Genomic DNA, 25,579 nt, shown 5'->3' with positions numbered 1-25,579 from the left:
GCGTGCCAATCGGAGAGGCCCCACGGAAGAGATTGCGAGCCGATCGGACGTAGTTCGCGAGGCATGGCCGCGCGGTGTCACACACGGGACGTGCGGTTGAGCCGTTGCACCTTCCTGCCAACGCGGGCGACGCGGACAGGGATTGAGTACGTTCTCCCCGCGGGGCGCTCGACCGGTGCCCGTGCCGTACCGACCGGGGGAGCAGTGGCATCGTGCCTGGTGGCGAAAGCATGCGTATCGGACCGTCCGCCGCGCAACGGGAGATCTGGCTCGCGCAGTCGCTGCGTCCCGACAGCGCGATGTACAGCGTCGGCGAGTACGTCGAGATCCGGGGACGCCTGCGCATCGACCTCTTCGAACGTGCCCTGCGCCGCACGGTCTCCGAGTGCGAGACGCTGAACCTCGGCTTCTCACCGGCCGGCGAGGCGATGCGTCTCTTCGCCGTGGATCACCGCGACGTGCCCCTCACTCACGTCGACCTGCGCGACGCCGACGATCCGACGGCCGCCGCGCACCGCTGGATGTCCGAAGACATGGACCGCGTCGTGCCCTTCGGGAACGGGCCGCTCTTCAATTTCGCGCTGCTGCGGTTGTCCGCCGACACGTATCTGTGGAGCTGCCGCTGCCACCACGTCGTCGTCGACGGGACGTCCCTGGCAGGGATCGTGCGGCGCTGCGCGGAGGTGTACTCCGCGCTGGAGGCGGGCGGGCCGGTGCCCGCGCACGGCTTCGGCGATCTCTGGGCGCTTCTGGAGGAGGACTGCGACTACCGCGAGTCCGAATCGTTCGCGCAGGACCGGAAGTTCTGGACCGAGCAGCTGCGGGAGCTGCCCGAGCCGTCGTCACTGGCCCGGCGACGAGCCCCGTACGAGGGGTTCACCCGCGCCTCGGCCGGGCTGGGCGCGGGGGAGTGCCGCAAGCTCGACGAGGTCTGTGCGGGAATCGGGGTGCGCCGCTCGTCGATGCTGCTGGCGCTGTCGGCCGCGTACCAGTACCGGATGACCGACGCGAACGAGGTGACGGTCGGACTGGTCGTCGCGGCGCGGCGCACGCCCCTGGCCCGCGCCACTGCGGCAGCACAGTCCAACGTCCTCCCGATCAGGCTGCGTCCGCACGACGCCCGGCCGCTGGCAGAACTGGCACGCCAGGCCGAACGCGCCGTGGCCGCCGCGCTGCCCCACCAGCGGTACCGCATGGAGGACATGCGCCGGACGAGCCCGGGTGAGAACCCGCCGCCGCTGTACTCCCTCGTCGTGAACATCATGTCCTTCGACCGGGAGCTGGCCTTCGGGCCTTGCCCGGCACGCGTGCGGAACCTGGCCACAGGGCCCGTCGATGACGTGTCGGTCTCGTTCACGGACCGCAAGGACGGCCGTGGTCTCACAGTCGACCTCGACGCGAACACCGCCCTCTACGAGAAACGTGACGTGCGGGAGCACCTGGGCCGCGTCGAGCGGTTGCTGCGGCACGTCCTCGACGAAGGAGCCGGCACCGAGGTCGGACGGCTGCCGCTGGTCTCCGCCGCGGAGAGAGACCTGCAGCTCGCACTGGGGGGCGCGGCTCCCGAAGCAACCGCGGCGGCCCTCTTCGAACAGACCGTGGCACGCCGGCCCTCCGCCGCGGCACTCCTCGGGGCCGATGAGTGCCTGTCGTACGACTCCCTCAACCGGCGGGCCAACCGCCTGGCGCGGCTTCTGCTCTCGCGAGGCGTGGGCCCCGAACGGATCGTCGCTCTGGTGATGGAGCGTTCCGTCGAGTTCGTGATCTCGGTCCTCGCCGTGTGGAAGGCAGGCGGTGCCTGGCTCCCGGTGGACCCCCGGTATCCGCGTCTGCGTACCGCGTTCATGCTCGGCGACGCCGCGCCGTCCGTGACACTGACGACGCGCGCCTCACTCGCCATGTGCGACGGCCCGCTTCCCGCCGGTGCTCTCGTGCTGGACGCGCCAGAGGTGGCTGACGATCTGGCGGAGCGAAGCGACGGCGACGTGCGGGACGAGGAGCGCCCGTGCCGGCTCACCGTGCGTCATCCCGCCTACGTCATCTACACCTCCGGCTCCACCGGCCGCCCCAAGGGCGTCGTCGTCACGCACGAGGGGATACCCGGACTCGCCCGGGCACAACAGAGCCGGTGGGGCGTCGGCCCCCGCTCCCGGGTGCTTCAGCTGGCGTCGCCCAGTTTCGACGCCGCCGTCTGGGAGTTGCTGGCCGCACTGCTCGGCGGCGGTGAGCTGATAGTCGGCGCGGGAGGAGAGCCGCCGGTGGGTGCCTCACTGGCGGAACTGATCGCGGACCACGGCGTGACACATGCGCTGGTGCCACCCGCCGTCCTGGCCACCGTCGAGCCGGGCTCGCTGCCCACCGGTACGACGCTGCTGGTGGGGGGCGAGGCCTGCACGGCCGGGATGGCGGCCGACTGGGCGCCGGGCATCACCCTCGTCAACGGATACGGCCCGACCGAGGCGACCGTCTGCGCCACTCTCAGCGACCCCCTGACGGGAGAGGGCACGCCTCCCATCGGCACTCCGGTGGAGGGGACTTCGGCGTACGTCCTGGACGGCGCGCTGCGTCTGGTTCCCTTCGGCTCGGTGGGTGAACTGTGCCTGAGCGGGCCCGCGTCGGCCCGCGGCTACCTGGGCCGCCCCGCTCTGACCGCTTCCCGGTTCGTCGCCGACCCGTACGGGCCTCCGGGCTCCCGGTTGTACCGGACCGGTGATCTGGTGAGGTGGCGCGAGGACAGGTCGCTGGAGTTCGTGGGCCGGGCAGACGGCCAGGTGAAGGTCAACGGTCTGCGCATCGAGCTGGGCGAGATCGAGTCCGCGCTGGCCGCGTGCCCGGGGGTGCGCCGGGCTGCCGCGTCCGTCGACGAACCCAGGCCGGGCGCGAAGCGGATCCTCGCCCACGTCGTCCCGGAGGCACGGCAGAGTGTGGCACCGGCCGACGTCACGGTCTTCCTGCAGCAGCGGCTCCCCGGGCACATGGTGCCGTCCGCCGTCGCCGTGCTGGACGCGCTCCCGCTCACTCCGAGCGGCAAGCTCGACCGTGCCGCGCTGCCGCCGGTGCCCTACGCCGAGACCGGCACCGCCGCGGGTTCCGGGCGGCCACGCACCGGCCGGGAGGAGATCCTGCGGGACCTCTTCTCCGAGGTCCTCGCCCTGGACGAGGACCGGTTCGGCGTCGACGACAGCTTCTTCGCCCTGGGCGGTGACAGCATCATGGCTCTGCAGCTCGTCGCGCGCGCCCGCGAGCAGGGCATCGTTCTGACGAGCCAGCAGATCTTCTCCGGGCGCACGGTCGCGGAACTGGCCCGTACGGTGAAGGAACCGGACGCGTCATCAAGTGCGCCCGCATCCGGTTCTGCGGCAGTGGACCGTGCTGAGTGCCCCGCACCGCTTGACGGCGCCGAGACGGCCCGGCTCAAGGCGGAACATCCCGACTGCCTGAGCTTCCTCCCGCTGACACCGTTGCAGGAAGGCCTGCTCTTCCACGCCCTCCGCGACACCTACGGTCATGGTCAACAGGACCCGTACACCGTCCAGTTGGTGGTCGAACTCGCTGGAGTGCTCGACGCGCACAGGCTCCGTGGGGCGGGCGAGGCGCTCTTGCGGAGGCATCCGCACCTGGGGGCTGCCTTCTGGCACGATGGTCTGTCGCGACCGGTTCAGGCGATCCGCGAGGGTGTGACCCCGCGCTGGCAGTACCGCGACCTGACCACCGTGGGCGTGGACGGTCCGGGAGCCGAGGCGGTGCTCCGTGCCGAACGGACACGGCGGACGGACCCCGCCCAGGCACCGCTGATCGGGCTCACCCTGCTCAAACTCGGCCCGGAACAGCACACGTTGGCCCTGACCTGCCATCACATCCTTCTGGACGGCTGGTCCATGCCCGTGGTCGTTCGTGAACTCCTCGCGCTCTACCGCGCCGGCAGCCAGGAGGCCGGGTTGCCGGAGGCCGTCCCGTACGTCCGTCACCTCGCGTGGCTCGCACGACAGGACCGGGAAGCGGCGCGGACGGCCTGGCGCCGGGCACTGGACGGGCTCGCGGCACCGACGCTGCTGGCCGGTGAACGGCCGCACGGCGGACGTCCGTTGGAGCCGGTACGCATGGAACGCGGGCTCTCCGCCGAGCTCACCGCGGCGTTGAGGGGGACGTGCCGGGCCCACGGGCTCACCTTGAACACCGTGATACGCGCCGTCTGGGCCGTGCTCCTGAGCAGCGTGACGGGACGGAGCGACGTGGTCTTCGGCGGCACGGTCGCGGGACGGCCGCCCGAGCTGGCCGCGGCCGAGTCGATGGTGGGCATGTTCATCAACACCGTGCCGGTGCGCGTGCGAGCCGCCCCCGGAGAGTCGCTGCTGGAGCTGATGTCACGGATACAGGACGAGCAGGCAGCGCTCTCGGAACACCAGCATCTCGGACTCGCCGACATCAACCGGCTCACCGGGCACGGAGAACTCTTCGACACGCTCACCGTCGTCGAGAACTACCCGATGGACAGCGGCAGTTGGGGTGACCGGCCGCGGGTGACCGGCCTGATCGCCCACGACGCCACGCACTATCCGCTCGCACTCGCGGTGGTGCCGGGGGAGCGGATCCAGCTGCGGATCAGCCATGTGCCGGAGCTGGTCGGGCGGGAGCAGGCCGAGCGCCTCGCCGAAATGCTTGTGAGCTTGCTGGAGACGGCAGCCCACCGGCCGGAGCAGCAACTGCGTGAGGTGGAAGCGGAGTTGTCCGAGGCAGGGCCGGCAGTGCTGCCCACGGAACCGGAAGCCGAGCCGGAGCCGGTGACGGTACGCGACGCCGAACCCGAGCGCGACGCCGAGTCTGGGAGCGAGCGGGAAGCCGCGCCCGGCCCGGACCCGGAGCAGCAGCGACACCCGCAGCAGACGTCCCGCGCGCTTGAACCCGAGGAGAACCGCGGCCGACACGCGTCCGCGGCCGCCCTTTCGGCGGTCGAGGCGACGCTGTGCGAGCTGTTCGCGGAGGTGGTGGGCGTCCCTTCAGTCACCCCGGCGGACAGCTTCTTCGAACTCGGCGGCGACAGCATTCTCTCCATCCAGCTCATCGGACGGGCACGGGCCGCCGGGCTGACCTTCACCACAGGAGAGGTGTTCGAGAAGAGAACGGTCTCCGCCCTGGCGCGTGTTGCCCGCCGCAGGGGCACACAGCGCCCGGCGGCGGCGGCGGAGCCGGACAGCGGCCCCTTCCCGGCGACGCCGATCATCAACTGGCTCCGCTCCCTGGGACCACGTGCCGAGCGGGGCTTCCACCAGTCGGTGGTGGTCCAGGTACCGCCCGGCGCGGACAAGGACCGGCTGGCCGCCACGCTCGACCTGCTGCTCGACCGGCATGCCGCGCTCCGGCTCCGCACCGTCGACGACAGTGACGAGGAGGACGGGGGCCGGCGGGACGCCGGCACCGCAGAAGGCGTCCACCAAGCGGGGTCCATCCTGGAGACGGCACCCGCCGGAGAGATCCGAGGGCGCGACTGCCTGAGCCGGGTCCCCGTCGGCGCAGCGCTTCTCGCAGACACCGAACGGTGGCGGGAGCTGGTCTCCGAGGAGACGGCGACGGCACGTTCCCGGCTGGACGTCCCGGCCGCCCGGGGGGTGAGAGCCGTCTGGTTCGATGCGGGCGACGACGCGCCGGGCCGGCTCCTGCTGGTCGTCCACCACCTCTGTGTGGACGGAGTCTCCTGGCGGATCCTGCTGCGAGACCTCGCGGACGCCTGGAAGGCCGCCGCCGAGGACCGCCCCCTTCGCACCCCCGCCCCCGTCACGTCCTTCCGTGACTGGTCCCGGCTTCTCCACGAGAACGCCCGGACGGAGCGGCGCAGAGCCGAAGCGGCCCGCTGGGCGGAAGTCCTGGACGGTGAGGACCCCCTCATCGGCAGCCGCCGGCGGGACCCGGAGCGGGACACGGCCGGCACCTCCCGGTCGCTGACGCTCAGGCTCCCGGCAGAGGCGACCGCCGCTCTGCTGACCGCGGTACCCGCCGCCTACCACGCACAGATCAACGACGTGCTGCTCACCGGGCTGAGCCTCGCGGTCGCCGAGTGGCGGCGAGGGCAGGGCCACACGGACTCAGGCAGCGGACCAGGCGTACTCCTCGACCTGGAGGGCCACGGCCGCGAACAGCTCACACCCGACGTCGACCTCAGCTCCACCGTCGGCTGGTTCACCAGCAAGTACCCGGTGCGGCTGCGCCCCGGGGCCCTGAACTGGGCGGCGGTGACCGAGGGCGGGCCCCCGCTCGGCCGAGCGCTCAAGGAGGTCAAGGAGCAGCTGTCCGCCGTCCCCGACCACGGCATCGGCTACGGGATGCTGCGCCATCTCGACCCGGAGACGGCTGAAGTGCTCGCCCCCTACGGCGACCCGCAGATCGGCTTCAACTACCTGGGCCGCTTCCCCCTTCCGGAGGGCGCGGACTGGCAGCCCGACCCGGCCCTGGGACCGCTCGCCGGAGGCGCCGACCCGGGGATGCCCCTGCCGCACACCCTTGAGCTCAACGCCATGACCGAGGACCGGCCGGACGGACCGCAGCTGGTGGCCGTCTGGTCCTGGGCGGGGGAACTGCTAGAGGAAGAAGCCGTAGCGGACCTCGCGGATGCCTGGTTCGGCGCGCTGCGCGGCCTGGTCCGGCACATCGGTACGCCCGGAGCCGGCGGGCGTTCGCCCGCCGACTTCCCCCTTGTGCGGCTCTCCCTCGACGAGGTCGAACGGCTCGAGACCACGGTTCGAACGCCCACGGACGTATGGCCGTTGACCGGGTTGCAGAAGGGACTGCTCTTCCACGCCGTCGACGCCCAGCAGCAGGACGAGTACCTCGTGCGCTGCGCCATGGATCTGGAGGGCCCGCTGGACGCAGCCGCGATGCGGGCCGCCGCCGAGGCGCTCTTCGTCCGGCACCACAATCTGCGCGCCTGCTTCGTCTACTCCGGGCTCACCGAGCCGGTGCAGGTCGTCCCCGCGCAAGTGGAGCTCCCCTGGCGGGAGTTCGACCTGACGGCAGAAGGAATCGAGGATGCCGGCGTTCGCCTGGAGGAGCTGACACAGCAGCTCGGCTCCGAGCCCTTCACCGTGGAGGAGGCCCCTCTCGCGCGTGGTGCGCTGATACGTGTCGCTCAGGACCGGCACCGGCTCGTGCTGACCATGCATCATCTCCTCGTGGACGGCTGGTCGTTGCCGCTGGTGGTGCGCGACCTGCTGCACCTGTACGACGCGGACGGCGACACCACCGCGCTTCCCCAAGTGAGCCCGTTCCGGGACTACATGACCTGGTACGCACGTCAGGAGACCGCCCCCGCGCTCGACGCCTGGCGCACGGCGCTGTCCGGGGTGACCACTCCCACGCTGGCCGCCCGCCCCTGCGCCGATCGCCCGGCGCAGACGCCGGGGACGACGCCCGTCACGCACCACACGCGCGAACTCTCCGAAGCACAGACGGCCGCTCTCACGGGGGTTGCACGTGAACTGGGCGTCACCGTGAGCACCGTCGTTCAGGGCGCCTGGGCAGTGACGCTCGGATGGCTGACCGGCCAGGACGACGTGGTGTTCGGCACCACCGTCTCGGGGCGCTCGGCCCCGGTGGAAGGCATCGAGGCGATGGCCGGCCTGCTGATCAACACCGTTCCCACCCGGGTCCGAGTCCACCCCGAGGCGACCCTGCCGCAGCTCCTTCGACAGCTTCAGGCCGAGCAGACCCGGCTGATGGACCATCATCACGTCGGCCTGTCCGACATCCAGCGCACGGCCGGAACGGGCCCGCTCTTCGACACCCTCTTCGTCTACGAGAACTACCCCATGGACAGCGGGAGTTCGGCCGAAGCGCCCAGCAAGCTGAGGGTGACGGGCCTTCAGGGCAGCGACGGCAACCACTACCCCCTCAGTGTCGTCGTGGTGCCGGGACAGCGGCTCGTACTGAGGCTCAACCACCGTCCCTCGGCCTTCGAGGGGCACCGCGCCGCAGCGGCGGCCGACGCCCTGAAGCTGCTGCTCACCGGCCTTGCCGAAGGGCGGGAGGCGAAGCTGGCCTCGCTCGCGCTGACGGACGGAACCGAGCGGTCTTCTTCGGCACGGGCGGCCCGGCCGGAACGGGGTGGCCCGACGCTGCCCGGCCTGTTCGAGGCCCAAGTACGGTCCACACCGGCAAAGGCAGCGGTGACCGACGGCCGACTGACCCTGAGCTACGCGCAGTTGAACGGCCGCGCCAACCGACTCGCGCGACGCCTTGTCCGACACGGCGCGGGCCCGGAGAAACCCGTGGCGCTGGTGCTCGGCCAGAGCACGGACCTCGTGGTCGCTGTGCTGGCCGTACTCAAGAGCGGAGCGCTCTACGTGCCGCTGCCGCCCACCCATCCTGCTGAGCGCACCAGGCTCGTCCTCGAGGACGCCGCCCCGGTGTGCCTGGTCACGACGGAGGCGCACGCGGCGACACTCCCACCGCCCGCCGCCGGGATACCCGTCGTCACGCTGGACGGCCCCGACACCGGGGCCGGGCCTGAGTCCGACGCCCATGCTGAGGGCCCACGCGCGGGCAGCGCCGCAGCGCCCGACGACGTCGCTGCCCATGACGCCGACCTCGTCGACGCAGAGCGCGCCGCACCGCTCACCGCTGAGCACGGCGCGTACATCATCTACACCTCCGGTTCCACCGGACGTCCGAAGGGGGTGCTGGTCCCGCATGCGAACGTCGTCAGGCTCTTCACCTCCGTCGAGGAGCTCTTCTCCTTCGGGGAGAGCGACGTGTGGACCCTCTTCCACTCCTACGCGTTCGACTTCTCGGTGTGGGAGATGTGGGGAGCACTGCTGCACGGCGGGACCCTCGTGGTCGTGCCGCACGAGGTCACGCGCGACCCGGAACGCTTCCTGGAACTCCTCGTGGAGCGGGGCGTCACCGTGCTCAGCCAGACGCCCTCGGCGTTCCGTCAGCTGGTGCGCGCCGACCGCGCCAGGCCCGCCCTGGGCGACCGCCTGGCGCTGCGTCACGTCGTCTTCGGCGGTGAGCGGCTGGACTTCGGCCCGCTGGGGGAGTGGTACGCACGCCATCCGCAGGACGCTCCCCGGCTGGCCAACATGTACGGCATCACCGAGACGACCGTCCACGTCACCCACACCGCGATCAGCGGGCAGGACGTGACAGAGAGCTCTTCGGAGAGCCGCATCGGCCGGCCGCTGACGGACCTGCGTACCTATGTCCTCGACCGCTGGCTGCGGCCGGTCCCACCCGGGACCGTCGGCGAGGTCTACGTCGCCGGCCCCGGCCTGGCCCGCGGCTACACGGGGCGGCCCGGGCTGACAGCGGCACGCTTCGTCGCCGATCCGTTCGGCCCTCCCGGAGAGCGCATGTACCGGACGGGGGACCTCGCCCGCCGCGCCTTCGACGGTGAGCTGTTCTACGAGGGCCGGTCGGACGGACAGGTGCAGCTGCGCGGCTTCCGAGTCGAACTGGGCGAGATCGAGGCCCACTTGAGCGGCCTGCCGGAGGTCGGCCAGGCGGCGGTCACGCTGCGCGAGGACCGGCCCGGCGAGCCGAAGCTGGTCGCCTACCTGGTGGCTGCGGACGGCGCCGCTCTGCCCGGCGCGGCCGAACTGTCCGCCCTGGCGGGGGACCGTCTGCCGGGCCACATGGTGCCCTCGGCGTTCGTGACGGTGCCCGAGCTGCCCCTCACCGTCAACGGCAAGCTGGACCGTAGCGCCCTGCCTGCCCCGGACTACGCCGCCGTCTCCACCGGGTCCGCACCTCGCACGTCCCTGGAGAGGACCTTGTGCACCGTGATGGCCCAGACGCTGGGCGTGCCGCAGCTCGGCGTCGATGACGACTTCTTCCTGATGGGCGGCGACAGCATCACGTCCATGAGGTTCGTGGACCTCGCCCGCCGGAAGGGCGTCGCGCTGAGGCCGCGGGACGTGCTGGAGAAGCGGACGGTCGCCGCGCTCGCCGAAGCAGTCGAAGCCGCCGGGGGAGCCGAAGCCGCGGAATCAGCCGAGTGCGTCGGCCCGGTCGGCCCTGACGACAACTCCGTACCCGGCCGAGGAGACCAACTCGCGGACGGCGTCGGCCCGTTCCCGGCCACCCCGATCATCGAGCGGCTGCGGCAGGAAGCGACCGCCGTGGACGCTTACCACCTGTCGATGGCGGTGCGCCTGCCCGGGGACGTCGAGCCGGACCATCTGGTCGAGGCCCTGCAGACGGTCATCGACCACCACGACGCACTCCGGATACGCCTGACCCGCAGGGCCCCGGAGGGCGGTGGCCTTGAGGCGTGGTCACTGGAGACGACCCCGCCCGGGTCCGTGAAGGCCGCCGACCACTTCTCGCGCGAGCCGGCAGACGCGTCCACGCACGACGAGTGGCAGCGGGCGCTGCGCTCTGCGACCGAACGCCGGCAGCGTGAACTCGACCCCGACACAGGGCAGATGCTGTCGGCGGTCTGGCTCGACCCCGGGGCGGGACGCGAGGGCCGTCTGCTGACCCTCGTGCACCACCTGGCAGTGGACGGGGTCTCCTGGCGGATCCTTCTGGCCGACCTGGCCCGCGCCTACGAGTCCGTGGCCGCGGGCGAACGTCCGACGCCGGCGGAGACTTCCGTGACGTACCGGCGGTGGGCGCGGCTGCTCGCCGAGGAGGCCGCCGAGCCGGCTCGCGTGGCTGAACTGCCCTTGTGGGAAAGGATGTTCGCCTCCGGGGCGACGAGACCGGGGCGCCGGGCGCTCGACCGGTCGGCGGACACGCTCGCGTCGGCGCGCGGGCTCGCACTCGACATGTCCGAGGAGGAGACGCGAAGCCTCCTCGGCGTCCCGCACCGACTGGAAACGGGCCTGCGCGAGGTGCTGTACGCCGCGTTCGCGATCGCCTGGGGGCGACTGCACGGCGGCGACGGGGTGTTGGTGGATCTCCAGGCGCACGGGCGTGAGGCGGTCGCCGGGGAGCACGAACCCTTCTCCACCGTCGGCTGGTTCACCGCTCAGTTCCCAATGCTGCTCGCCGCCGGGACGCCTGCCGCAGCCGTCGAGGACGAGGGCGCATGGCTGTCCGAGGCGGCCCAGAGCGTCGGCGCCCAGCTGGCGGCCCTGCCCGACCACGGCATCGGATACGGACTGCTGCGGTATCTGAATCCCGAAACGGCCGCCCGCCTGGCCCCACTCGGCGACCCGGAGATCGCGCTCAACTATCTCGGGCGCTTCCGGGTCGGGGACGGGGCCGGCTACTGGGAGCCCACGGGGGAGGCCGGGTCCGCGATGGGCGGGGGAGCGGACCTGGAGATGGGGTTCAACCGTGCGCTGGCGCTGACGGTCGCCGTCGAGGAACGGGAGGGCGGCCCACGGCTGGCGGCTCGATGGACGTGGCCGGCCGGAGTGGTTCCCGACGAAGAGGTGGAGGAACTGGCCCACGGCTGGTTCGCGGTCCTCCGGCGCTACATCAGGATCGCGGCGGCGAACGAGGGGTGAATGCGACCGCGGGGGGAGCGGCCGCATTCGTGAAGGCTTGGCAACTACCGCGTAGCGCAAGGGTGTTGGCGATTCCTGGCAACCCTCGCCGGTGTGCACTTGAGCTTGATCCACGTTAATGTTCCGGCTCCTGCATCGGTTGCCTCGCGGTTGAACGGAGGCAGCAGGACGAAGCAGGCGGAGCAAGCACGTCGGGCGACGGGCAGGCGCGTCCGGCAAAGGGCAAGGTATGGCAGAGACACTGATATCGCCGGGCGTGGTGGTGGCCGGCGTCGTGCTGCTGACCGCCTCACTGACGGCGGTCGTGCTGACAACACGAGGAAAGCAAGTGATCAAGCAGCAGCGCGAGAACGACACTTCGTCCGACGACCCATGGGAGCAGCTCGAACAGCGCCGCCGCCGCAGGGAGGCCGGTTACGCGTTCGCCGCGTATCTGCTGCTCTTCTGCTGTGCGGCGGTGGCGGCGGCGCTCTCCTTCCACGGCCTCGTCGGTTTCGGCCGCCAGAACCTGCGGCTGTCCGGAGGCTGGGAGTACCTGGTGCCGTTCGGGCTGGACGGTGCAGCGATGTTCTCCGCTGTCATGGCCGTGCGGGAAGCGAGTCACGGCGACGCGTCGCTCGGATCGCGGTTGCTGGTATGGGCGTTCGCCGGCGCCTCCGCCTGGTTCAACTGGGTGCACGCGCCGCGCGGTGACGGGGCTGCGGGAGCGCCGGAGTTCTTCGCGGGGATGTCGGTGTCCGCCGCGATCCTCTTCGACCGCGCCCTCAAGCAGACCCGCCGCGCCGCGCTGCGCGAACAGGGCCTGGTGCCACGGCCGTTGCCGCAGATCCGGGTCGTACGGTGGCTCCGCGCTCCACGCGAGACCTTTCGGGCCTGGTCGTTGATGCTGCTGGAGGGCGTACGGAGCCTCGACCAGGCGGTCGACGAGGTGCGCGAGGAGCGCCGCCGCGAGGAGCAGGAACGTCTGCACCGCAGGGAGCAGCACAGGCTGGAGCGGGTGAAGGCCAAGGCGTTGGGCGGCCCGCAGCAGTGGCGTGGCGGCCCTTGGCTCGGACGCGGGTTCGGCGGTGCAGCGGGCGCTCCCGTGCCCGCGGAGGTTGCGAGCGCTCCCACCACCCCGCAGCTGCCCGCGCCGCTGACGCACAGCGCGAGCTCGAGGTCGGGCGAGGACGCGTGGCCGGGTGCCCGGGGCGAGGATGACGGCCCTACCGGACCGCGGCTCGACTCGCTCGAGGAGAAACTGGCCAGGATCGAGCGGCAGTACCGCTGAGTGCCGTGGCCCGCGTCGGGTCGCGCGGCTTGCCGGACGAGGACGGCGCCGGGGCCTGCCCGTCGGGCTTCGGTGCCGTCCTGCCGTGACCGTCGAGACCCGGCCCCGGGCCGGCGGGACGAGGTCCGACGGCCGCAGCATCAGCCCTCGTTGACGAACTCCTTGGCCAGCTCGTCGCCGAGCTCGACCGTCTCGGCATGGTCCTCGATCGCGTCCGTCTTGGAGCCCTTGAACGCGATGTAGGTGACGCCGGACTCCGCTCCGCCCGTGGCCGGGTCGGGGTCGATGCCGAGCGCTTCGGCGGCGGCGTAGGAGGCCTCTCCGATGGCCTGCTCGGGGCCGATGTCGCCGACTCCGGCGTACTCGACCTGGTCGCCGTTGATGACGGCGACGATGCTGCCGCCCTGGAGTCCGGAGTCGCTGAAGTCCCAGATGTCGCTCTTGCCGGGGAGGACGACGTACGGCGTCTGCGCGGCGTCGAGCGGCCGGCCGTCGGAGGTGTGGAAGGCGGTGTCGTCCTGGTAGGCCGGATCGGTCTCCTTGTTGCACTTCTCGCTCTCCTGGCCGTCGCAGTCGACGTCCAGGTCCGCCTTCCAGAACACGGCGCTCTCGGTGTCGCAGACCGGAACCGTAGGTGAACCGTCTTCGTCGGTCCTGTACTTGCCGTTCGAGATCTGCTCGCAGTCCTTCACCTTGGCCAGCAGGTCGGCGGCGCTGACCGAGCCTTCCTGGGTTCCGTGGTCCCTCTTCACGTCCTCGGTGGCGTGACCGGGGCGGGATCGCGCGCCGGTGTCGCCGGGCGACGCGGCCGCCGCAGGAATCAGGAGCGCTGCCGCGACCAGGACACCGGACCCGCTGATGCCGGCTATGAGGCTCTTGCGCATGTGGGGGAACACCCTTCCGGGGAGTAGACGCAACTGCCCGTTCTCGACAGGTGAACCTACTTGTATTGGCATGGCCGCAACAAATGATTGGTCAGGAAACCTTCCTGGTGCGGCGAGTTGTGTGAACCGCGCGTCCGCACGCGACGGGGAGGCCTCCGGAAGAACCGCGCACACGTCAGGTCATGCGTCGGTAGCGCCACACGGCCAGCGGGACGAACAGTGCGAGGATGCCGGCGATCCATGCGACTGCGCCGTTGAGCGTGGAGGGGACGCCAGGGGTGAGCGCCAGCGAACGCGCCGCGTCCGCAGTCAGGGTCACCGGGCTCACGTTCGCGAACGCCTCCAGCCAGCTCGGCATGCTCGAGACCGGCACGAACACCGAGCTCGCGAACACGAGCGGAAACAGGATCACGAAGCCGGCTGACTGGGCTGCCTCAGCGCTCCGCACCATCAGTGCAACGAAGGCAAAGATCCAGCTCAGCGCGAGCCCGAAGGCGCTGACGAGAACGATGGAGCCGAGGGCCTCCACGACGCCCGCATGGAAGCGGAAGCCGATGACGTAGCCGACGAGGATCATCAGGCCGATGATCAGAACGTTTCGAACCAAGTCCGCCGCGGTGCGGCCGACAAGCACCGCGGAGCGGGCCATCGGCATGGTGCGGAAACGATCGATCACGCCGAGCTTCAGGTCGTCGGCGAGGCCCAGTGCCGTCATGCTCGCCCGGAAGGTGACCGACTGAACGAGGATGCCGGGCAGCAGATAGTCGATGTACGAGACGCCGCTGGGCAGCGACGGACTGATCGCGCCGCCGAACACGAACGAGAAGAGCAGCACGAACGTGATCGGCTGGATCGTCGAGAAGACCAGCAGGTCCGGTTGGCGGATGAAGTGGAGCAGGTTGCGGGCACTGACCACCCGTGCGTCGGAGCCGGCGGCACGGATCTTCCCCGGCGAGAGGCGCCTCCACAGCGGTGGTCGCGTCGGGGCCGGGGGCCGGGCCGCCCGGGTGTCGGCAGCAGGGACGTCGGCGCTCGGCCGTCTCTCGTCCGTCGTGCCTTCGGAGTCCGCTTCGTCTTCGCTCGGCGGCGCGCCCGTCAGCTGCAGGAACACGTCCTCGAGCGTCGGGCGGCGAAGCCTGAGATCGCGCACCGCGACTTCCGCCCTGCGAAGCGCCGAAGCCGCATTCTCAATCATCGCGAGGCCGTCATGGGGCGCGGGAAGCGTCAACTGCGTGAGCTGGTCTCCGGGTTCGGGCTCGCCGCAGCCGACACCGACGAGCGCGGACCGTGCTCTGTCGCGCTGTACGGCGCTGGCGAGCTCGACCTCCAAGAGCTTGCCGCCGATCCGATCCTTGAGCTCGTCCCCCGTACCTTGCGCGATCACGCGACCGTGGTCGATCACGGCGATCCGGTCGGCGAGCTGATCCGCCTCCTCCAGGTACTGGGTGGTGAGCAGGAGCGTCGTCCCCTCGCGGACGAGCTCACGCACGACCGACCAGATCTCATTGCGACTGCGCGGGTCGAGGCCGGTCGTCGGCTCGTCCAGGAACAGCACGCGCGGGCGGGTCAGCAGGCTCGATGCGAGGTCGAGACGTCGCCGCATGCCACCTGAGTACGTGCCCACCCGGCGATCGCCTGCGTCGGCCAGGTCGAAGCGCTCGAGCAGCTCGTCCGCCCGGCGGCGAGCAGCCATGGCCGAGAGATCAAACAGGCGCCCGAACATCTGAAGGTTCTCCCGGCCGGTCAACATCTCGTCGACTGCCGCGAATTGGCCGGTCAGCCCCAGGAGCTCGCGTACACCGGCGGGATCGTCGGCGACGTCGCGGTCGAAGACTCTGGCCGTTCCGGCGTCCGGAGCGAGCAGGGTGGCGAGAATCCGGACGAGGGTCGTCTTGCCCGCCCCGTTCGGTCCCAGCAGCCCGAAGACGCTGGCCTCCTCGACGTTCAGGTCGATGCCGGCAAGCGCCGTGGTGGTTCGGAAGCGCTTGACGAGACCCTCGACGTGGATGGCGGAACCAGACATCGCTCACTCTCCGAAAAGCGCCAGATGCGATGATTGTGCCGTCCGCACGCGCTCGAGTACTCCATTGAGAGTTCTCCCGGCCCGGCGGCGGATCCGGCCTCGGAAGCGTCGACGCCGCGGGCGCGCGACTCGTCGCCCCGCCCTTACGTCCGAGGAGTGCTCCCAACGGCCTGCCGACCGCGCCGGCTCGCCGAGTCCGGTGCGAGCAGACTCCTCAAGTGCCCGGCGCCCGCCTCGGGCACGGAGCCCGGGCCCATGGGAGTGCGCTCGGCCCTGCCCGGCTGGGGGGCACCCGTCGCGTCCCAGAAGTCGAACAGCGAGCCCGTCGCCCGTGCGACTCACACCTTCCTGGACGCCTACGGCCCCGAGGCCGCGCGGCCTGAGCCGCGCTCAGTCCGCGCTTGTGTGCACGACCGTCTCCGGGCCGGGCTGACTGTGCAGTACGCGAAGGTGTTCCCGGACATCCTGTTCAACAGAGTCGGCCCTGGACGGCGACCGAATTGAACGGTCACGCCGGCGTCCACTCCCGACCGCCGGGTGAAGCCGCCCGCCGCCGAAGGGACCGTGCCGGAGAAGCCCTCATCCGAGCCCTCTCGGCGGCGCCTGCCGGTAGCGCCCAACCCCCACCTGAGACGCTGAGGAGCACTACCAGCAGGCGTCAGCGATCTCGGAAGGACGCCTGGACCGGGGATGAATGCGGTCGGCTCAGCCGAACGGCTACGTCAATTGCGTGCCTTGGCGAAGGTGTCGCGGCTGCCGCCGTCCCACCCGACGATGAGCTTGTCGCCGGATCGGGTCGCGGTGCCCCCGAGGTCGGTCCTGACCTCTCCGTTGGCGCACTTGAGCGCCAGCCGGAAAGCCGCGCCGGACTTGCGCGGCTCGCCGACGCCGCGGCAGGTGCTCAGGCGGCCGGAGCGGTTGTAGGAGACGGCGCTCTTGCCCGCGGCCTTCCCGGACCGTTCGGCCTTTCCTATCGTCAGCGTCTCTCCGCGGCTTGATTGCCACTTCGCCACGAAGTTCTTTCCGCCGGATCCGTTCCCCGGGGCTCCGGAAGCGTCGTCGTCCTGGGCTCCGCCCGGATTCCCGCCTGCCGGTTGCTCACCGGCCTGTCCCTGCTCCGGTGGGGCCTCCTCCTGGGAACTCGCGCCGGTGGACCCTCCGCCGAGTCCGCCCACCAGGTAATACACGCCGCCCGCTGCGACCAGTAGCGCGACGAGGGTGCCGAGGATGAGCAGCAGGCGCTTCAGCCTGGATCGGCCGGCCCGTCGAGGGGCCCGTCGAGGACCGGACCGTTGCGGCACAGGCGGCACCGGTGCGGGGTCGTACGCACCCGGCGGCTCCTCGTACAGAGGCTCATTTCCGTACGGCGGCTCATTTCCGTACGGCGGCTGCGGAGGCGGCTGCCATCCGGGCGGCGGCTGCGGGGGAAGCTGCTGCGGTGAATCCCAGTACCCGAGTCCGGACGTCGGCGGCTGCGGCTGTCTCGGCTGGAGCCGCTGCGGCGGTTGCTGAGGTACGCGCGGCGGCCGAGGCCGCTGCCCTCCGTACCGAGGACTGCCGTAACGGTCCTCCGGCGGCTGAGTCATAGGGAACACACCTCTGCGCACGTGCTCGCAGCCGCCAAAGCCTCAGTTCACCAAATGGCCCGAAATCCCCCCGGGTCGACCTCGGCTGCTACGAGCCCGCCGCTTCGACAGACAATGAGCGGGCCAGGCGCCCTATCTTCCGTCATCGTGACGACGGTACGCAGCCGAAACCAGAACTGCGTTCGACAACGGCTTCCGCCCGGCTGTGCCGGTCGTGCGCGAGCGTGAGGGTCTGCATCACCGGGTGATGTGACTGGTACGCCCCCACACCGACCCGGAATCGGGCTCGGTCTGCGCGCAATGACTGCCCGCCACCCCGACACCGGCGAGAGGCCCACCCGCTCGATCACGAATGGGCCTCTCGTTTGTCCAGGTGGCCAAAGAGGGGCCCACCGATTTTGATCCTGGTCGCCTGGCTGCTGTGACGGACCAACCGGGGCTCGCCTTCAAGGGGATCGGCCGGAGAGCAGCCTTGGCACCGACCACCGCGGTATTCGTCAGAAGTGGGTGTTCTGCACCCAGCCCCAGCGCTTCGCGTTCGGGACGTAGACCTTGGTCCAGCCGGCCTTGCTCTCCGATGTCCGGTGTACGTGCCAGTCGCCCTTGACGTTGCCGATCACGAACCGGTTCGGGAAGTCGCGCAGCGTGCCCTTGCTGCGGATCCGCTGCTTCGAGTCGACCACCGAGCCGGCGGCGACGCGGAAGTCGACCTTGCGGTAGTGGTCCTTCTCGACGGCGCTGCGCCCTTCGAGGACGCGCTTGGGAACCGCGCGCCCGGCCGGATAGGAGCTGCTCGGTGTGGGGAAGGGCTCGCCGCCCACCGAGGTGCCGATGCAGTTCGGGTCGACGAATCCCCACCAGGGGTGGTCCGGGCTGTTGCGGTACTTCTTGTCGCTGATCATCGCCCAGTGGCTGTTGACGTTGTAGCGCCAGGCGACGATTTCCCCGGGCTTGATCGTCCAGGACGGGTCGTTTCCTACGACTCCGTCCTTCGGATAGTTCTCGTACACCCGGCAGCTCTTCGCCACGTTGTAGTCGAGGATCAGTGCCACATCACGTGCGGCGTTGGCTTCCGGCAAGGCGACCAGTGCCAGCGTGATGCAGCCGGCCACACCGCCCAGAACCGATGTCCGCACAATTCTCTTGCGCATTCTTCCTCCCGTTTCGTTCGTCGTTCTTCGTCTCACGGCCCCTGGTCCGCACAACCCCGCAGCGAGTCCATGCCTCCGCCCCAGCTGGTCAGGGAGGGGCTGCAGAGAACTCGCCCGACGCGAAGAGTCACCTGAGCCGCATGCGGTCTCGGGAGGGATCGTTGCCCACTTGGCGGCGAGGAGGATGCGACTTGAGGTAGTTCAGAGGAAACAGCGGGGAGGCACGGTGACGTCGTGCAGAAGGGGGCGAGCATGCTCACGGCGCAACGAGCAGTCGTGCCCCCGCTTCCACAGCCTGCGAGATGCCAACAGGCTTGGCACACAACGCACTTCAGCGGGTACGAGAGAAGTCCAACCGCCAGGAGGAACTGTGAACTCTCGCATCATCGACCGTCCCCGCGCCGCTGTCCTCGCCGCCACCATCGCCGTCACCGCAGTCTTGGCCGTCACGGTCGGATGCAGCCCCGATGACGACGACTGCGACAAGCGCGACCAGGGCGCCCCCACCCGGACCACGTCGGGCAACGACGCGGAGTTCGCCTCCCTCACCAAGTCCAGTGGCGGTACGAGCGGCAGTCGCGGAGGCACCACCAGCGGAGGGAGCAAGGGCGGCACCATCAAGGGCGGCACCACCAAGGGCGGCGTCACCGCAGGCCACAGGAACAACGACGACTGCGACGACGAGGACTGACCCGAGGCACCCACACGCCATCGCGACAACAGCCGCGCCCGTGCCCCCGCCAGGGGCTCGGGCGCTGTCGCGTCCAGCCCGCAGGGATCTCGCGCGTGCCTTCGGGGTAGCGGTGGCACGGGTACGGCTCCGCTCGCACGACCGATGAGTTCCGCCTCGCCGTGTCGTCTGCATCTGGGAACGTCCCCTTCCGCGCCTGCGGGAGGCGGCCCGAGATGAGGTGCCAAGGAGCGTGCACACCGTGGCCGAGGAGAACGTGAGCGCCACCCTGGCTGTGGCCGTGCCCGCCGCGAGGGTGTTCGCGGTGCTGGCGGATCCGGCGACCCATTCCGCGATCGACGGCACCGGCTGGGTTCAGCGGTCCGTAGACCGCACACCGCTGACCGAGCCGGGTCAGATCTTCCGGATGGACATGTATCACGCCGACCATCCGAACGGTGACTACCAGGTGGTCAACAAGGTCCAGGTGATCGAGCCGCCACACGCCGTCGGCTGGATGACGGGGTATGAGAAGGGCGACGGACAGGTGGAGTTCGGCGGCTGGATCTGGCGCTACGACCTTGCGCCGCTCGGTCCGTCGGAGGTTGAGGTCACGCTCACCTACGACTGGTCGGCGGTGCCTCAGTACGTCCGGGAGTACCTCCGGTTCCCGCCGTTCGGCCCTGACCACCTCATCAACTCGCTGCACCACCTGGCCGAGCTCGCCGCACCGACGCCCCCGGCCTGAACGCCCGTCGACCAGACGCCCGGCGGGCTGCTGCCGTCGCGTTCCGCTCAGGCAGGTGAGGCCTCAAGAGAGCACCGCGCACGGCGAGTTGGAGGACCTGCCAGGTAACCGTTGGTGCTCGCGTCCGATTCATCTCCAGGGCACAGAGGTTGTGGGCTGTGCAGTTCAACTCCTGCGGTGCGACGGCGAATCGTGCGCGTGGTGGGCGTGAGGCGGCCGATCATCAGTCGCCGACCTGCCGCCTGAGTCGGCCCGTTGAGCCTCCACCGATTCCGGAACGCCCCATGCCGAAGGGCCGGCGCCGCAGCTGGCGCCGGCCCTTCGGTGAGGCGGGGGTTGAACGGTGACTCGGCCGGGGAGGCCGTTGTCTTCGTCGGAGATCCGGCGGCTGGGCCTGGGATTCGCCGTCAGCTCACTGCGACTTGAGCGTCCCGCGGCCCGTCGGCAACCTCCTGAGTGGCCCGCTGCCGGTCAGCCAGCTTGAGCCAGATCACTCCCGCGATGATGACGCCCAGCCACAGTGCGCGGGTCGCAGTAAGCGTCTCGTCGAAGAAGACGGGACCGAGCAGCGCTGCGCCGACTGCGCCGATTCCTGCCCAGACGGCGTAGCCGATCCCGACGTCGATGGCGCGCAGCGCGACGCTCAGTGCGTAGAGGGTCAAGAGGAAGAAGGCCACAGCGACCAGCGACCACGTCAGGCGCGTGAAGCCCTCGCTTCCGCCTACGGAGAGGGCGTAGCCGATCTCGAAACCTCCGGCAAGCAGGAGCATGAGCCAGGAGCGAGATGAGCTGGGATTCGTCTGGGGCATCTGCCCGAGTCCTTTCGTCGAAGCAAGTCAGAGTCAGGGGGGTGGCGGGATCCTCAGGCCGCACCGCTGAGTTGGAGGCCGACGACCCCGGCGATGACGACGGCGATACCGAGTGCCTTGCGCCAGTCCAGGCGCTGGCCGATCAGCAGCGCTCCGAGAACGGTGATGCCGATGCCGGCAACGGACGTCCAGAGGGCGTAGCCGACGCCGACGTCGAAGGTCAGCAGCGCCCTGCTGAGGAACCAGGTCGCGATGGCACCGCTGAGCAGGGTCGCGATGGTCCACGGGCGGTTTGTGAAGCCCGCGGCCTTTCCGGCTGCGATGGCCACGGTGATCTCGAAGATGACGGCGACAGAGAGGTAGAGCCAGTGCATGGGGAGTCGTGGTCCTTTCGTTCAACGAGTGGGCTGACGGTGCAGGGCGAGCTGCGGGTCGGCGGGCAGGTGGGGAGCTTGCTGGTCCAGCCCGACCGCCATCGAGCAACCATCGAGACGCGGGCCCGTCAGGGGAGTTGAGTCTTCGGCCGGTCGGCCGGGTCGTGCGTCTGCCGCGGTGTGACCACGCGTCTCCGCTCAACATCCGTCGATGCTGAGGCGGCGCGCTCAGAGCGGGGTACCCGGGCAGGCAGTTGCTTGTACGTGCAAGGAATTGGAGTGCCTCAACTCCCTCTAGGAGAAGCGAGAGTTGAGACAGGAGCTTGCATGAGCATGTATCTTGCTGTCAAACGATGTCCAAGGGAGATGCTGGACTCCCCACGGCAAGCGCGGTGTCTACGCCGTCATCACTGAGGAGGGGAGGCAGCGCCTCGCGGGCGCACGATCCACTTGCGGCGAGGTCCTCACTGCCGCGCTGGGTCACCGGGTGCTCCGGGACTTCGTTCGCGACCGCTGACGCCTCAGGGGCGTGCGTCGGTTCAGGGGGAGCGTCGCCGTCCTGTCGCCCAACACGTCGTGCCGGTACGGGCGTTCAGATCCATCCCTGTTCCCAGGCGTGATGGGCGGCGGCATGGCGAGTCGCGACGCCCAGCTTGGACATCGCGGACGAGAGGTAGTTGCGGACCGTGCCCGGGGCCAGGTGGACTTCGGCGGCGATCTCGGCGACGGACGATCCGGTGCGGGCGGCGCGCAGGAGTTCCAGTTCGCGGTCGGTGAGGGGGCAGTCGTCTTCGGTCAGGGCGGAGGCCGCGATGTCCGGGTCCACGTAGCGGCGGCCGGCTGCGATGTCACGGATGATCTCCGCCAGTCTGGCTGCCGACGTCGTCTTCGGAACGAATCCGCGCACGCCGGCGGCCAGCGCCCGGCGCAGCACCGCGGGCCGTGCGTGCCGGGTGACCATGACGATCTGGGTGGGCAGTTCGCACCTGATCTCCTCCGCGGCTTTCAGCCCGTCGCCCGGCGGCATCTCCAGGTCGAGCACGGCGATGTCGGGGCGGCACTCACGTGCCAGCCGGACCGCGTCGGTGGACGTCGCGGCCTCGGCGACCACGGTCAGATCCTCCTCCAGCGCGAGCAGCGCGACCAGGGCCGTTCTGAGAAGGTCCTCGTCGTCGGCGAGCAGCAACCGGATCACCGCACCGCCCCGTTCGCCGAGTTGGGGGCCTCTACGGGCAGGGATGCCGTCACCACGAAGCGATCCTCCACGTGCTCCCAGGTCAACGCGCCGCCGGCCGCGGCGAGTCGCTCTGCGAGAGTGCGCAGCCCTGTGCCCTCCTCCAGGACGCGGGGGAGTTCATCGGCGCCGTCGTTGCTCACACGCAGGCGGACGAAGTCGTCCGCGACCCGGAAGTCGACCTCGGCGTGCCTGGCCCGGCTGTGCCGGAGGACGTTGGTGGTGGCTTCCCGCATCACCAGGCCCAGGAGGTGGCGTGCGGGCTCCGCGAGGTCGGTCGCGACGGCCGCGGGATCGACGGCCGTCCGCGCGTCGATGTCTGCCGCGGCAAGCACCCGGGTCGCGTTGGTGATCTCCTCGTCCAGCGTCGTACGGCGGTAGCCCTGCACCACGGCACGGGTGTCGCTGAGGGCGTCGGCCGACAACCGCCGAACCTCCTTCATCTCCGCGGCGGCGCGGGCCGGGTCCACCTCGACCAGCCGGGCCGCCAACTCGCTTTTCAGCGCGATGACTTGCAGGTGATGACCCTGGATGTCGTGCAGGTCGGCGGCGAACCGGAGCCGCTCGTCCTTGACAGCCGACTCCCCTTCCAGGAGCCGCGCCTCGTCCAGCCGCCGTGCCGTGTCCCATGCCCACAGAGGGCCGAGCGTGACCCAGGAGGTGAAGGCGACGAGCCCGGCCGGGAACAGCGCGGCGTACATCAGCTCCCCGTCCCCCTCGACCAGGCTGACGGCACTCCCGGGCAGGAGCGCGAGAAGCACGGCTCCCGCGATCAGCAATCGCCTGACGTGCGGCGAGAGGTACGTCGCGACGATCGCCACCAACACGGCGGGCCCGACCGCCCACAACCCGTAGTTGCGCAGGGCCAGTGGGAAGACGGCGAGTACGACCCCGGCCGCGCCCGCGGCGATCAGCCAAGCCGCAGGCGGGCCACCGGGGTGCGCGTCGGTCACCGGCAGCATGGCCAGCCGTCGGCTCAGCAACACCACACTCGCCACGGCCTCGACGACGAGGGCAGTGGCTACCAGGCCGCGGACCCAGGGTGTGACGTCGCCGTCGAGGACCCAGGCGCCGACGATGACGACCAGCACGCATGCGGTCATGCCCGGCACGGTCCACCACGTGTAGCGACGGAGACTCGTCAGCCCCGCCCCGCGATCGACCGCCCCGTCCGTCATCTCGCCATTGTCGCTCAAAGCCAGCCGATTTCAGGGTGCTGCACGGCCGGTCCTCGTCTGACAGATGTCATGCGAGGACGTGACAAGCCCACGCACGCAGGGGGGATTCGGCACTACTGGCGGGCCCCGCCCCCGGCACACGCTTGAGGCGACCGAGATGTCCCCTTCCGGTACCGAAAGGAGAGCTCCCCATGCAGCACATCCGACAAGGTCAGGGCCCGCCGCCGACCCGAGCCGGAGGTACGCACACCTCGCACGGCGATCAGCACGCACGTCGGCGCTTCGCCCGCCACTTCCTGGAGATGGTCGCCGCGATGGTCGTCGGAATGCTGGTCCTCGGCGCGGCGACGCAGGGGATCCTGGCGCTCGCGGGCGTGGAGTTCTCCGCGAGCCGTCATCCCGAACTCGCCTCCCTGGAGATGGCGTTCGACATGTCTGCCGGGATGGCCGTCTGGATGCGCCTTCGCGGTCACGGATGGGCGAGCACGCTCGAGATGTGCGGGGCGATGTTCGCGCCGATGCTCCTGCTCTTCCCTCTGCTCTGGCTGGACGTCGTCGCCCCTGGCTCGGTGGTCGCACTCGAGCACGTCGCGATGCTGCCTCTGATGTTCCTGGTCATGCTCCGCCGCCGCGACGAGTACGGCTGCTGATCCGGCTCGACTTCCCGTACTGCTCCACGACTTGGAGACTTCCCATGACCGCTCCGACACCTCACATGACGGCGGAGACGCGGCACACGGCCGAGGTGCTCAAGCGTCGCTGGCCGACGGCGCTGGCCGTCGCACTCGCCACCCTCAACGTGATCGACTCCGGATCGCAGGACCTGGCCGACGCCGTCGGCGGCTTCGGGGAGGTCCTGCCGCTGCTCCCGCTGATCTATCTGGTCGTCAACCAGATCGGGAAGCCCCGGGGGACCTGGCCGGTGCTCGGAGCCGGACTCGTGGCCGTGTTCGCCCTGCCCGTACAGGATGTGGTCGCCCCGTCCACCGTGCTCGTCGCCTGCGCGCTGGTCTTCTTGATCTGGGGCGCCGTCTGCGGAACTCCGCACGGTCGGGCCACCTTCGGGGCCCAGGCCGCGGGGGCGCTCGTATTCGGGGGACTTGCGATCGCCGGGCTGGCGGTCGATCCCGAGCTGGGACGCTGTCTCGTGGCGGCCGGCTGGTTCCTCCACGGCGTGTGGGACTTCGTGCACCTCTGGCTCGACAAGGTCGTCGCCCGTACGTTCGCTGAATGGTGCGGCGTCGTGGACGTACTCGTCGCCGCCCAACTCCTCTTCATCGTGTAGCTGTTTCCGCACCGAGCCGGTGACGCTCGGCCTCTGAGAGCCGGCATGGACCGCCGGCCGCCTCACGCCCCGGGGCGCCGCCGTACAGCAGCGAAGGTCAGGACGACGGGACATCCGCATCCGCGGGAAGTCCAGCGGATCGGGGCCCGGTTCCAGTGGTCTGAACGGAGGGGCGTCGCCGGAGCAGCGTGCTGATGATGTCGCTGCGGGCCTGCGACTGGTCGGCCAGCCAGGCTCCGAGCCGGTGGCCGGCCCCCGCGAGCCGGAGGGAGGAGAAGTCCGCGCGGGTGGAGAGCGCGGTGCGAAGGAGCTCGGTCACACCGTCGGGAATGACCGCGTCGTGTTCCGGTAGGACGAGGAGCGCGCGACCGTCGAAGCTCGCGTAGGTGTCCAGAGCCTGACTGTCGCGCCAGCTCTCCGGGCGCCGGATCAACTCGGTGAACCCGGCGCCGAAGGGAACGTCCCAGGTGTCCTTTCCATAGATCCCCGGTGCACAGAGAACGATGGCCGCCACACGCTTGCCGTACAGGTCCACCAGGTCGGCGACGGTCTGGCCGCTCATGCTGAACCCGACCAAGACCAGACGGCGTTCGGCGCCGAATACCTCGTCGACGACTGCCGCGGCCTGGTCGCGCCGCCGCCTGAGGCTGAGGTTCAGCAGCTCTCCGGTGCTCTCGCCGTGACCCGAGAAGTCCAGCGCGACGGCAGGATGCCCGTACGCGGCGAAGTCCTCGGCGAACGGCAGATGCCGTTCTTTGTCGCCGGTGCCGGCGCCGTGCATGATGACGACGCCGCAGGCACCGACGCTCTCGTGTTGCGGCGTCACCGTGTAGAGGCTGAGTTGTTCGCCGTCAGTGGCGAGAACGGTCTTGTGTACGACGGCGCTCATTGCATCTCTCTACGTCGTGGTACGGCTGAAG

At 70.3% G+C, this 25,579-nt stretch carries 15 protein-coding genes and 1 pseudogene; 6 read left to right on the top strand and 10 right to left on the bottom strand.

Going from position 1 to position 25,579, the window contains the following annotated elements; all coding sequences use genetic code 11:
- The first annotated feature begins 230 nt into the window (after positions 1-230).
- On the top strand, positions 231-11,447 hold the full coding sequence (locus tag H5J26_RS00165; protein WP_181763539.1) for a non-ribosomal peptide synthetase: 11,217 nt from the start codon (positions 231-233) through the stop codon (positions 11,445-11,447).
- A 229-nt stretch (positions 11,448-11,676) separates the two neighbouring features.
- Positions 11,677-12,717 carry a DUF2637 domain-containing protein gene (locus tag H5J26_RS00160; protein WP_181763538.1) on the top strand — a complete coding sequence of 347 codons (1,041 nt, stop codon included), beginning with the start codon at positions 11,677-11,679 and terminating at the stop codon, positions 12,715-12,717.
- A gap of 140 nt (positions 12,718-12,857) precedes the next feature.
- Here H5J26_RS00160 and H5J26_RS00155 read toward each other — a convergent pair whose 3' ends face one another.
- From H5J26_RS00155 to H5J26_RS00140, 5 genes and pseudogenes are all read right to left on the bottom strand, one after another.
- Positions 12,858-13,601 (bottom strand): glycoside hydrolase family 75 protein, encoded by a 744-nt coding sequence (locus H5J26_RS00155; RefSeq protein WP_181763537.1) that lies wholly within the window; start codon positions 13,599-13,601, stop codon positions 12,858-12,860.
- Between the two features lie 175 nt (positions 13,602-13,776).
- The gene (locus H5J26_RS32365; RefSeq protein ID WP_419183740.1) at positions 13,777-14,517 is read right to left on the bottom strand and encodes an ABC transporter permease; all 741 of its coding nucleotides are present in this window, start codon (positions 14,515-14,517) and stop codon (positions 13,777-13,779) included.
- A 126-nt stretch (positions 14,518-14,643) separates the two neighbouring features.
- A pseudogene (locus H5J26_RS32360) lies at positions 14,644-15,624 on the bottom strand (ATP-binding cassette domain-containing protein); the annotation flags it as partial.
- 722 nt (positions 15,625-16,346) lie between these two features.
- The gene (locus tag H5J26_RS00145; RefSeq protein WP_181763535.1) at positions 16,347-16,925 is read right to left on the bottom strand and encodes a hypothetical protein; all 579 of its coding nucleotides are present in this window, start codon (positions 16,923-16,925) and stop codon (positions 16,347-16,349) included.
- 782 nt (positions 16,926-17,707) lie between these two features.
- Complete coding sequence (locus H5J26_RS00140) at positions 17,708-18,361, bottom strand: hypothetical protein (RefSeq protein ID WP_181763534.1); 654 nt, start codon at positions 18,359-18,361, stop codon at positions 17,708-17,710.
- A gap of 370 nt (positions 18,362-18,731) precedes the next feature.
- Between H5J26_RS00140 and H5J26_RS00135 the strand changes: the two genes are divergently transcribed.
- Together H5J26_RS00135 and H5J26_RS00130 are read left to right on the top strand one after the other, a co-directional pair.
- Complete coding sequence (locus tag H5J26_RS00135; protein ID WP_181763533.1) at positions 18,732-19,052, top strand: hypothetical protein; 321 nt, start codon at positions 18,732-18,734, stop codon at positions 19,050-19,052.
- A gap of 241 nt (positions 19,053-19,293) precedes the next feature.
- Positions 19,294-19,779 (top strand): polyketide cyclase, encoded by a 486-nt coding sequence (locus H5J26_RS00130; protein ID WP_309237718.1) that lies wholly within the window; start codon positions 19,294-19,296, stop codon positions 19,777-19,779.
- 407 nt (positions 19,780-20,186) lie between these two features.
- On the opposite strand, the gene H5J26_RS00125 is transcribed toward H5J26_RS00130, so the two are convergent.
- From H5J26_RS00125 to H5J26_RS00110, 4 genes are all read right to left on the bottom strand, one after another.
- The gene (locus H5J26_RS00125) at positions 20,187-20,588 is read right to left on the bottom strand and encodes a DMT family transporter (protein ID WP_181763531.1); all 402 of its coding nucleotides are present in this window, start codon (positions 20,586-20,588) and stop codon (positions 20,187-20,189) included.
- 53 nt (positions 20,589-20,641) lie between these two features.
- Positions 20,642-20,962, bottom strand: a complete 321-nt coding sequence (locus tag H5J26_RS00120; RefSeq protein WP_181763530.1) for a DMT family transporter — start codon at positions 20,960-20,962, stop codon at positions 20,642-20,644.
- Between the two features lie 592 nt (positions 20,963-21,554).
- Positions 21,555-22,157, bottom strand: a complete 603-nt coding sequence (locus tag H5J26_RS00115; RefSeq protein WP_181763529.1) for a DNA-binding response regulator — start codon at positions 22,155-22,157, stop codon at positions 21,555-21,557.
- Positions 22,154-23,374: a sensor histidine kinase gene (locus H5J26_RS00110; RefSeq protein WP_181763528.1), complete on the bottom strand. Its 1,221-nt coding sequence runs from the start codon at positions 23,372-23,374 to the stop codon at positions 22,154-22,156. Before H5J26_RS00110 ends, H5J26_RS00115 begins: the two co-directional genes overlap by 4 nt.
- A 191-nt stretch (positions 23,375-23,565) precedes the next feature.
- Here H5J26_RS00110 and H5J26_RS00105 point away from each other — a divergent pair, with 191 nt between their 5' ends.
- Positions 23,566-24,024 (top strand): hypothetical protein, encoded by a 459-nt coding sequence (locus tag H5J26_RS00105; protein WP_235979982.1) that lies wholly within the window; start codon positions 23,566-23,568, stop codon positions 24,022-24,024.
- A gap of 44 nt (positions 24,025-24,068) precedes the next feature.
- Positions 24,069-24,659: a hypothetical protein gene (locus tag H5J26_RS00100; protein ID WP_181763527.1), complete on the top strand. Its 591-nt coding sequence runs from the start codon at positions 24,069-24,071 to the stop codon at positions 24,657-24,659.
- Between the two features lie 97 nt (positions 24,660-24,756).
- Here the strand turns inward: H5J26_RS00100 and H5J26_RS00095 are convergent, their stop codons facing one another.
- Positions 24,757-25,548, bottom strand: coding sequence for an alpha/beta hydrolase (locus H5J26_RS00095; protein ID WP_181763526.1), 792 nt, complete (start codon positions 25,546-25,548; stop codon positions 24,757-24,759).
- Positions 25,549-25,579 lie beyond the last annotated feature (31 nt).

Origin of the sequence: Streptomyces albidus (ex Kaewkla and Franco 2022) (genome assembly GCF_013870515.1) — a bacterium.
Lineage (GTDB): Bacteria > Actinomycetota > Actinomycetes > Streptomycetales > Streptomycetaceae > Streptomyces > Streptomyces albidus.
Note: the sequence above shows the minus strand (reverse complement) of the source record. Positions and strands in the feature narration are given on the sequence as shown.

Bases quoted from the DNA above. Each gene is read 5' to 3' on its own strand.
- H5J26_RS00165 (WP_181763539.1), top strand. From the start codon at position 231: ATGCGTATCGGACCGTCCGCCGCGCAACGGGAGATCTGGCTCGCGCAG.
- H5J26_RS00160 (WP_181763538.1), top strand. From the start codon at position 11,677: ATGGCAGAGACACTGATATCGCCGGGCGTGGTGGTGGCCGGCGTCGTG.
- H5J26_RS00155 (WP_181763537.1), bottom strand. From the start codon at position 13,601: ATGCGCAAGAGCCTCATAGCCGGCATCAGCGGGTCCGGTGTCCTGGTC.
- H5J26_RS00140 (WP_181763534.1), bottom strand. From the start codon at position 18,361: ATGCGCAAGAGAATTGTGCGGACATCGGTTCTGGGCGGTGTGGCCGGC.
- H5J26_RS00125 (WP_181763531.1), bottom strand. From the start codon at position 20,588: ATGCCCCAGACGAATCCCAGCTCATCTCGCTCCTGGCTCATGCTCCTG.
- H5J26_RS00120 (WP_181763530.1), bottom strand. From the start codon at position 20,962: ATGCACTGGCTCTACCTCTCTGTCGCCGTCATCTTCGAGATCACCGTG.
- H5J26_RS00110 (WP_181763528.1), bottom strand. From the start codon at position 23,374: ATGACGGACGGGGCGGTCGATCGCGGGGCGGGGCTGACGAGTCTCCGT.
- H5J26_RS00105 (WP_235979982.1), top strand. From the start codon at position 23,566: ATGCAGCACATCCGACAAGGTCAGGGCCCGCCGCCGACCCGAGCCGGA.
- H5J26_RS00100 (WP_181763527.1), top strand. From the start codon at position 24,069: ATGACCGCTCCGACACCTCACATGACGGCGGAGACGCGGCACACGGCC.
- H5J26_RS00095 (WP_181763526.1), bottom strand. From the start codon at position 25,548: ATGAGCGCCGTCGTACACAAGACCGTTCTCGCCACTGACGGCGAACAA.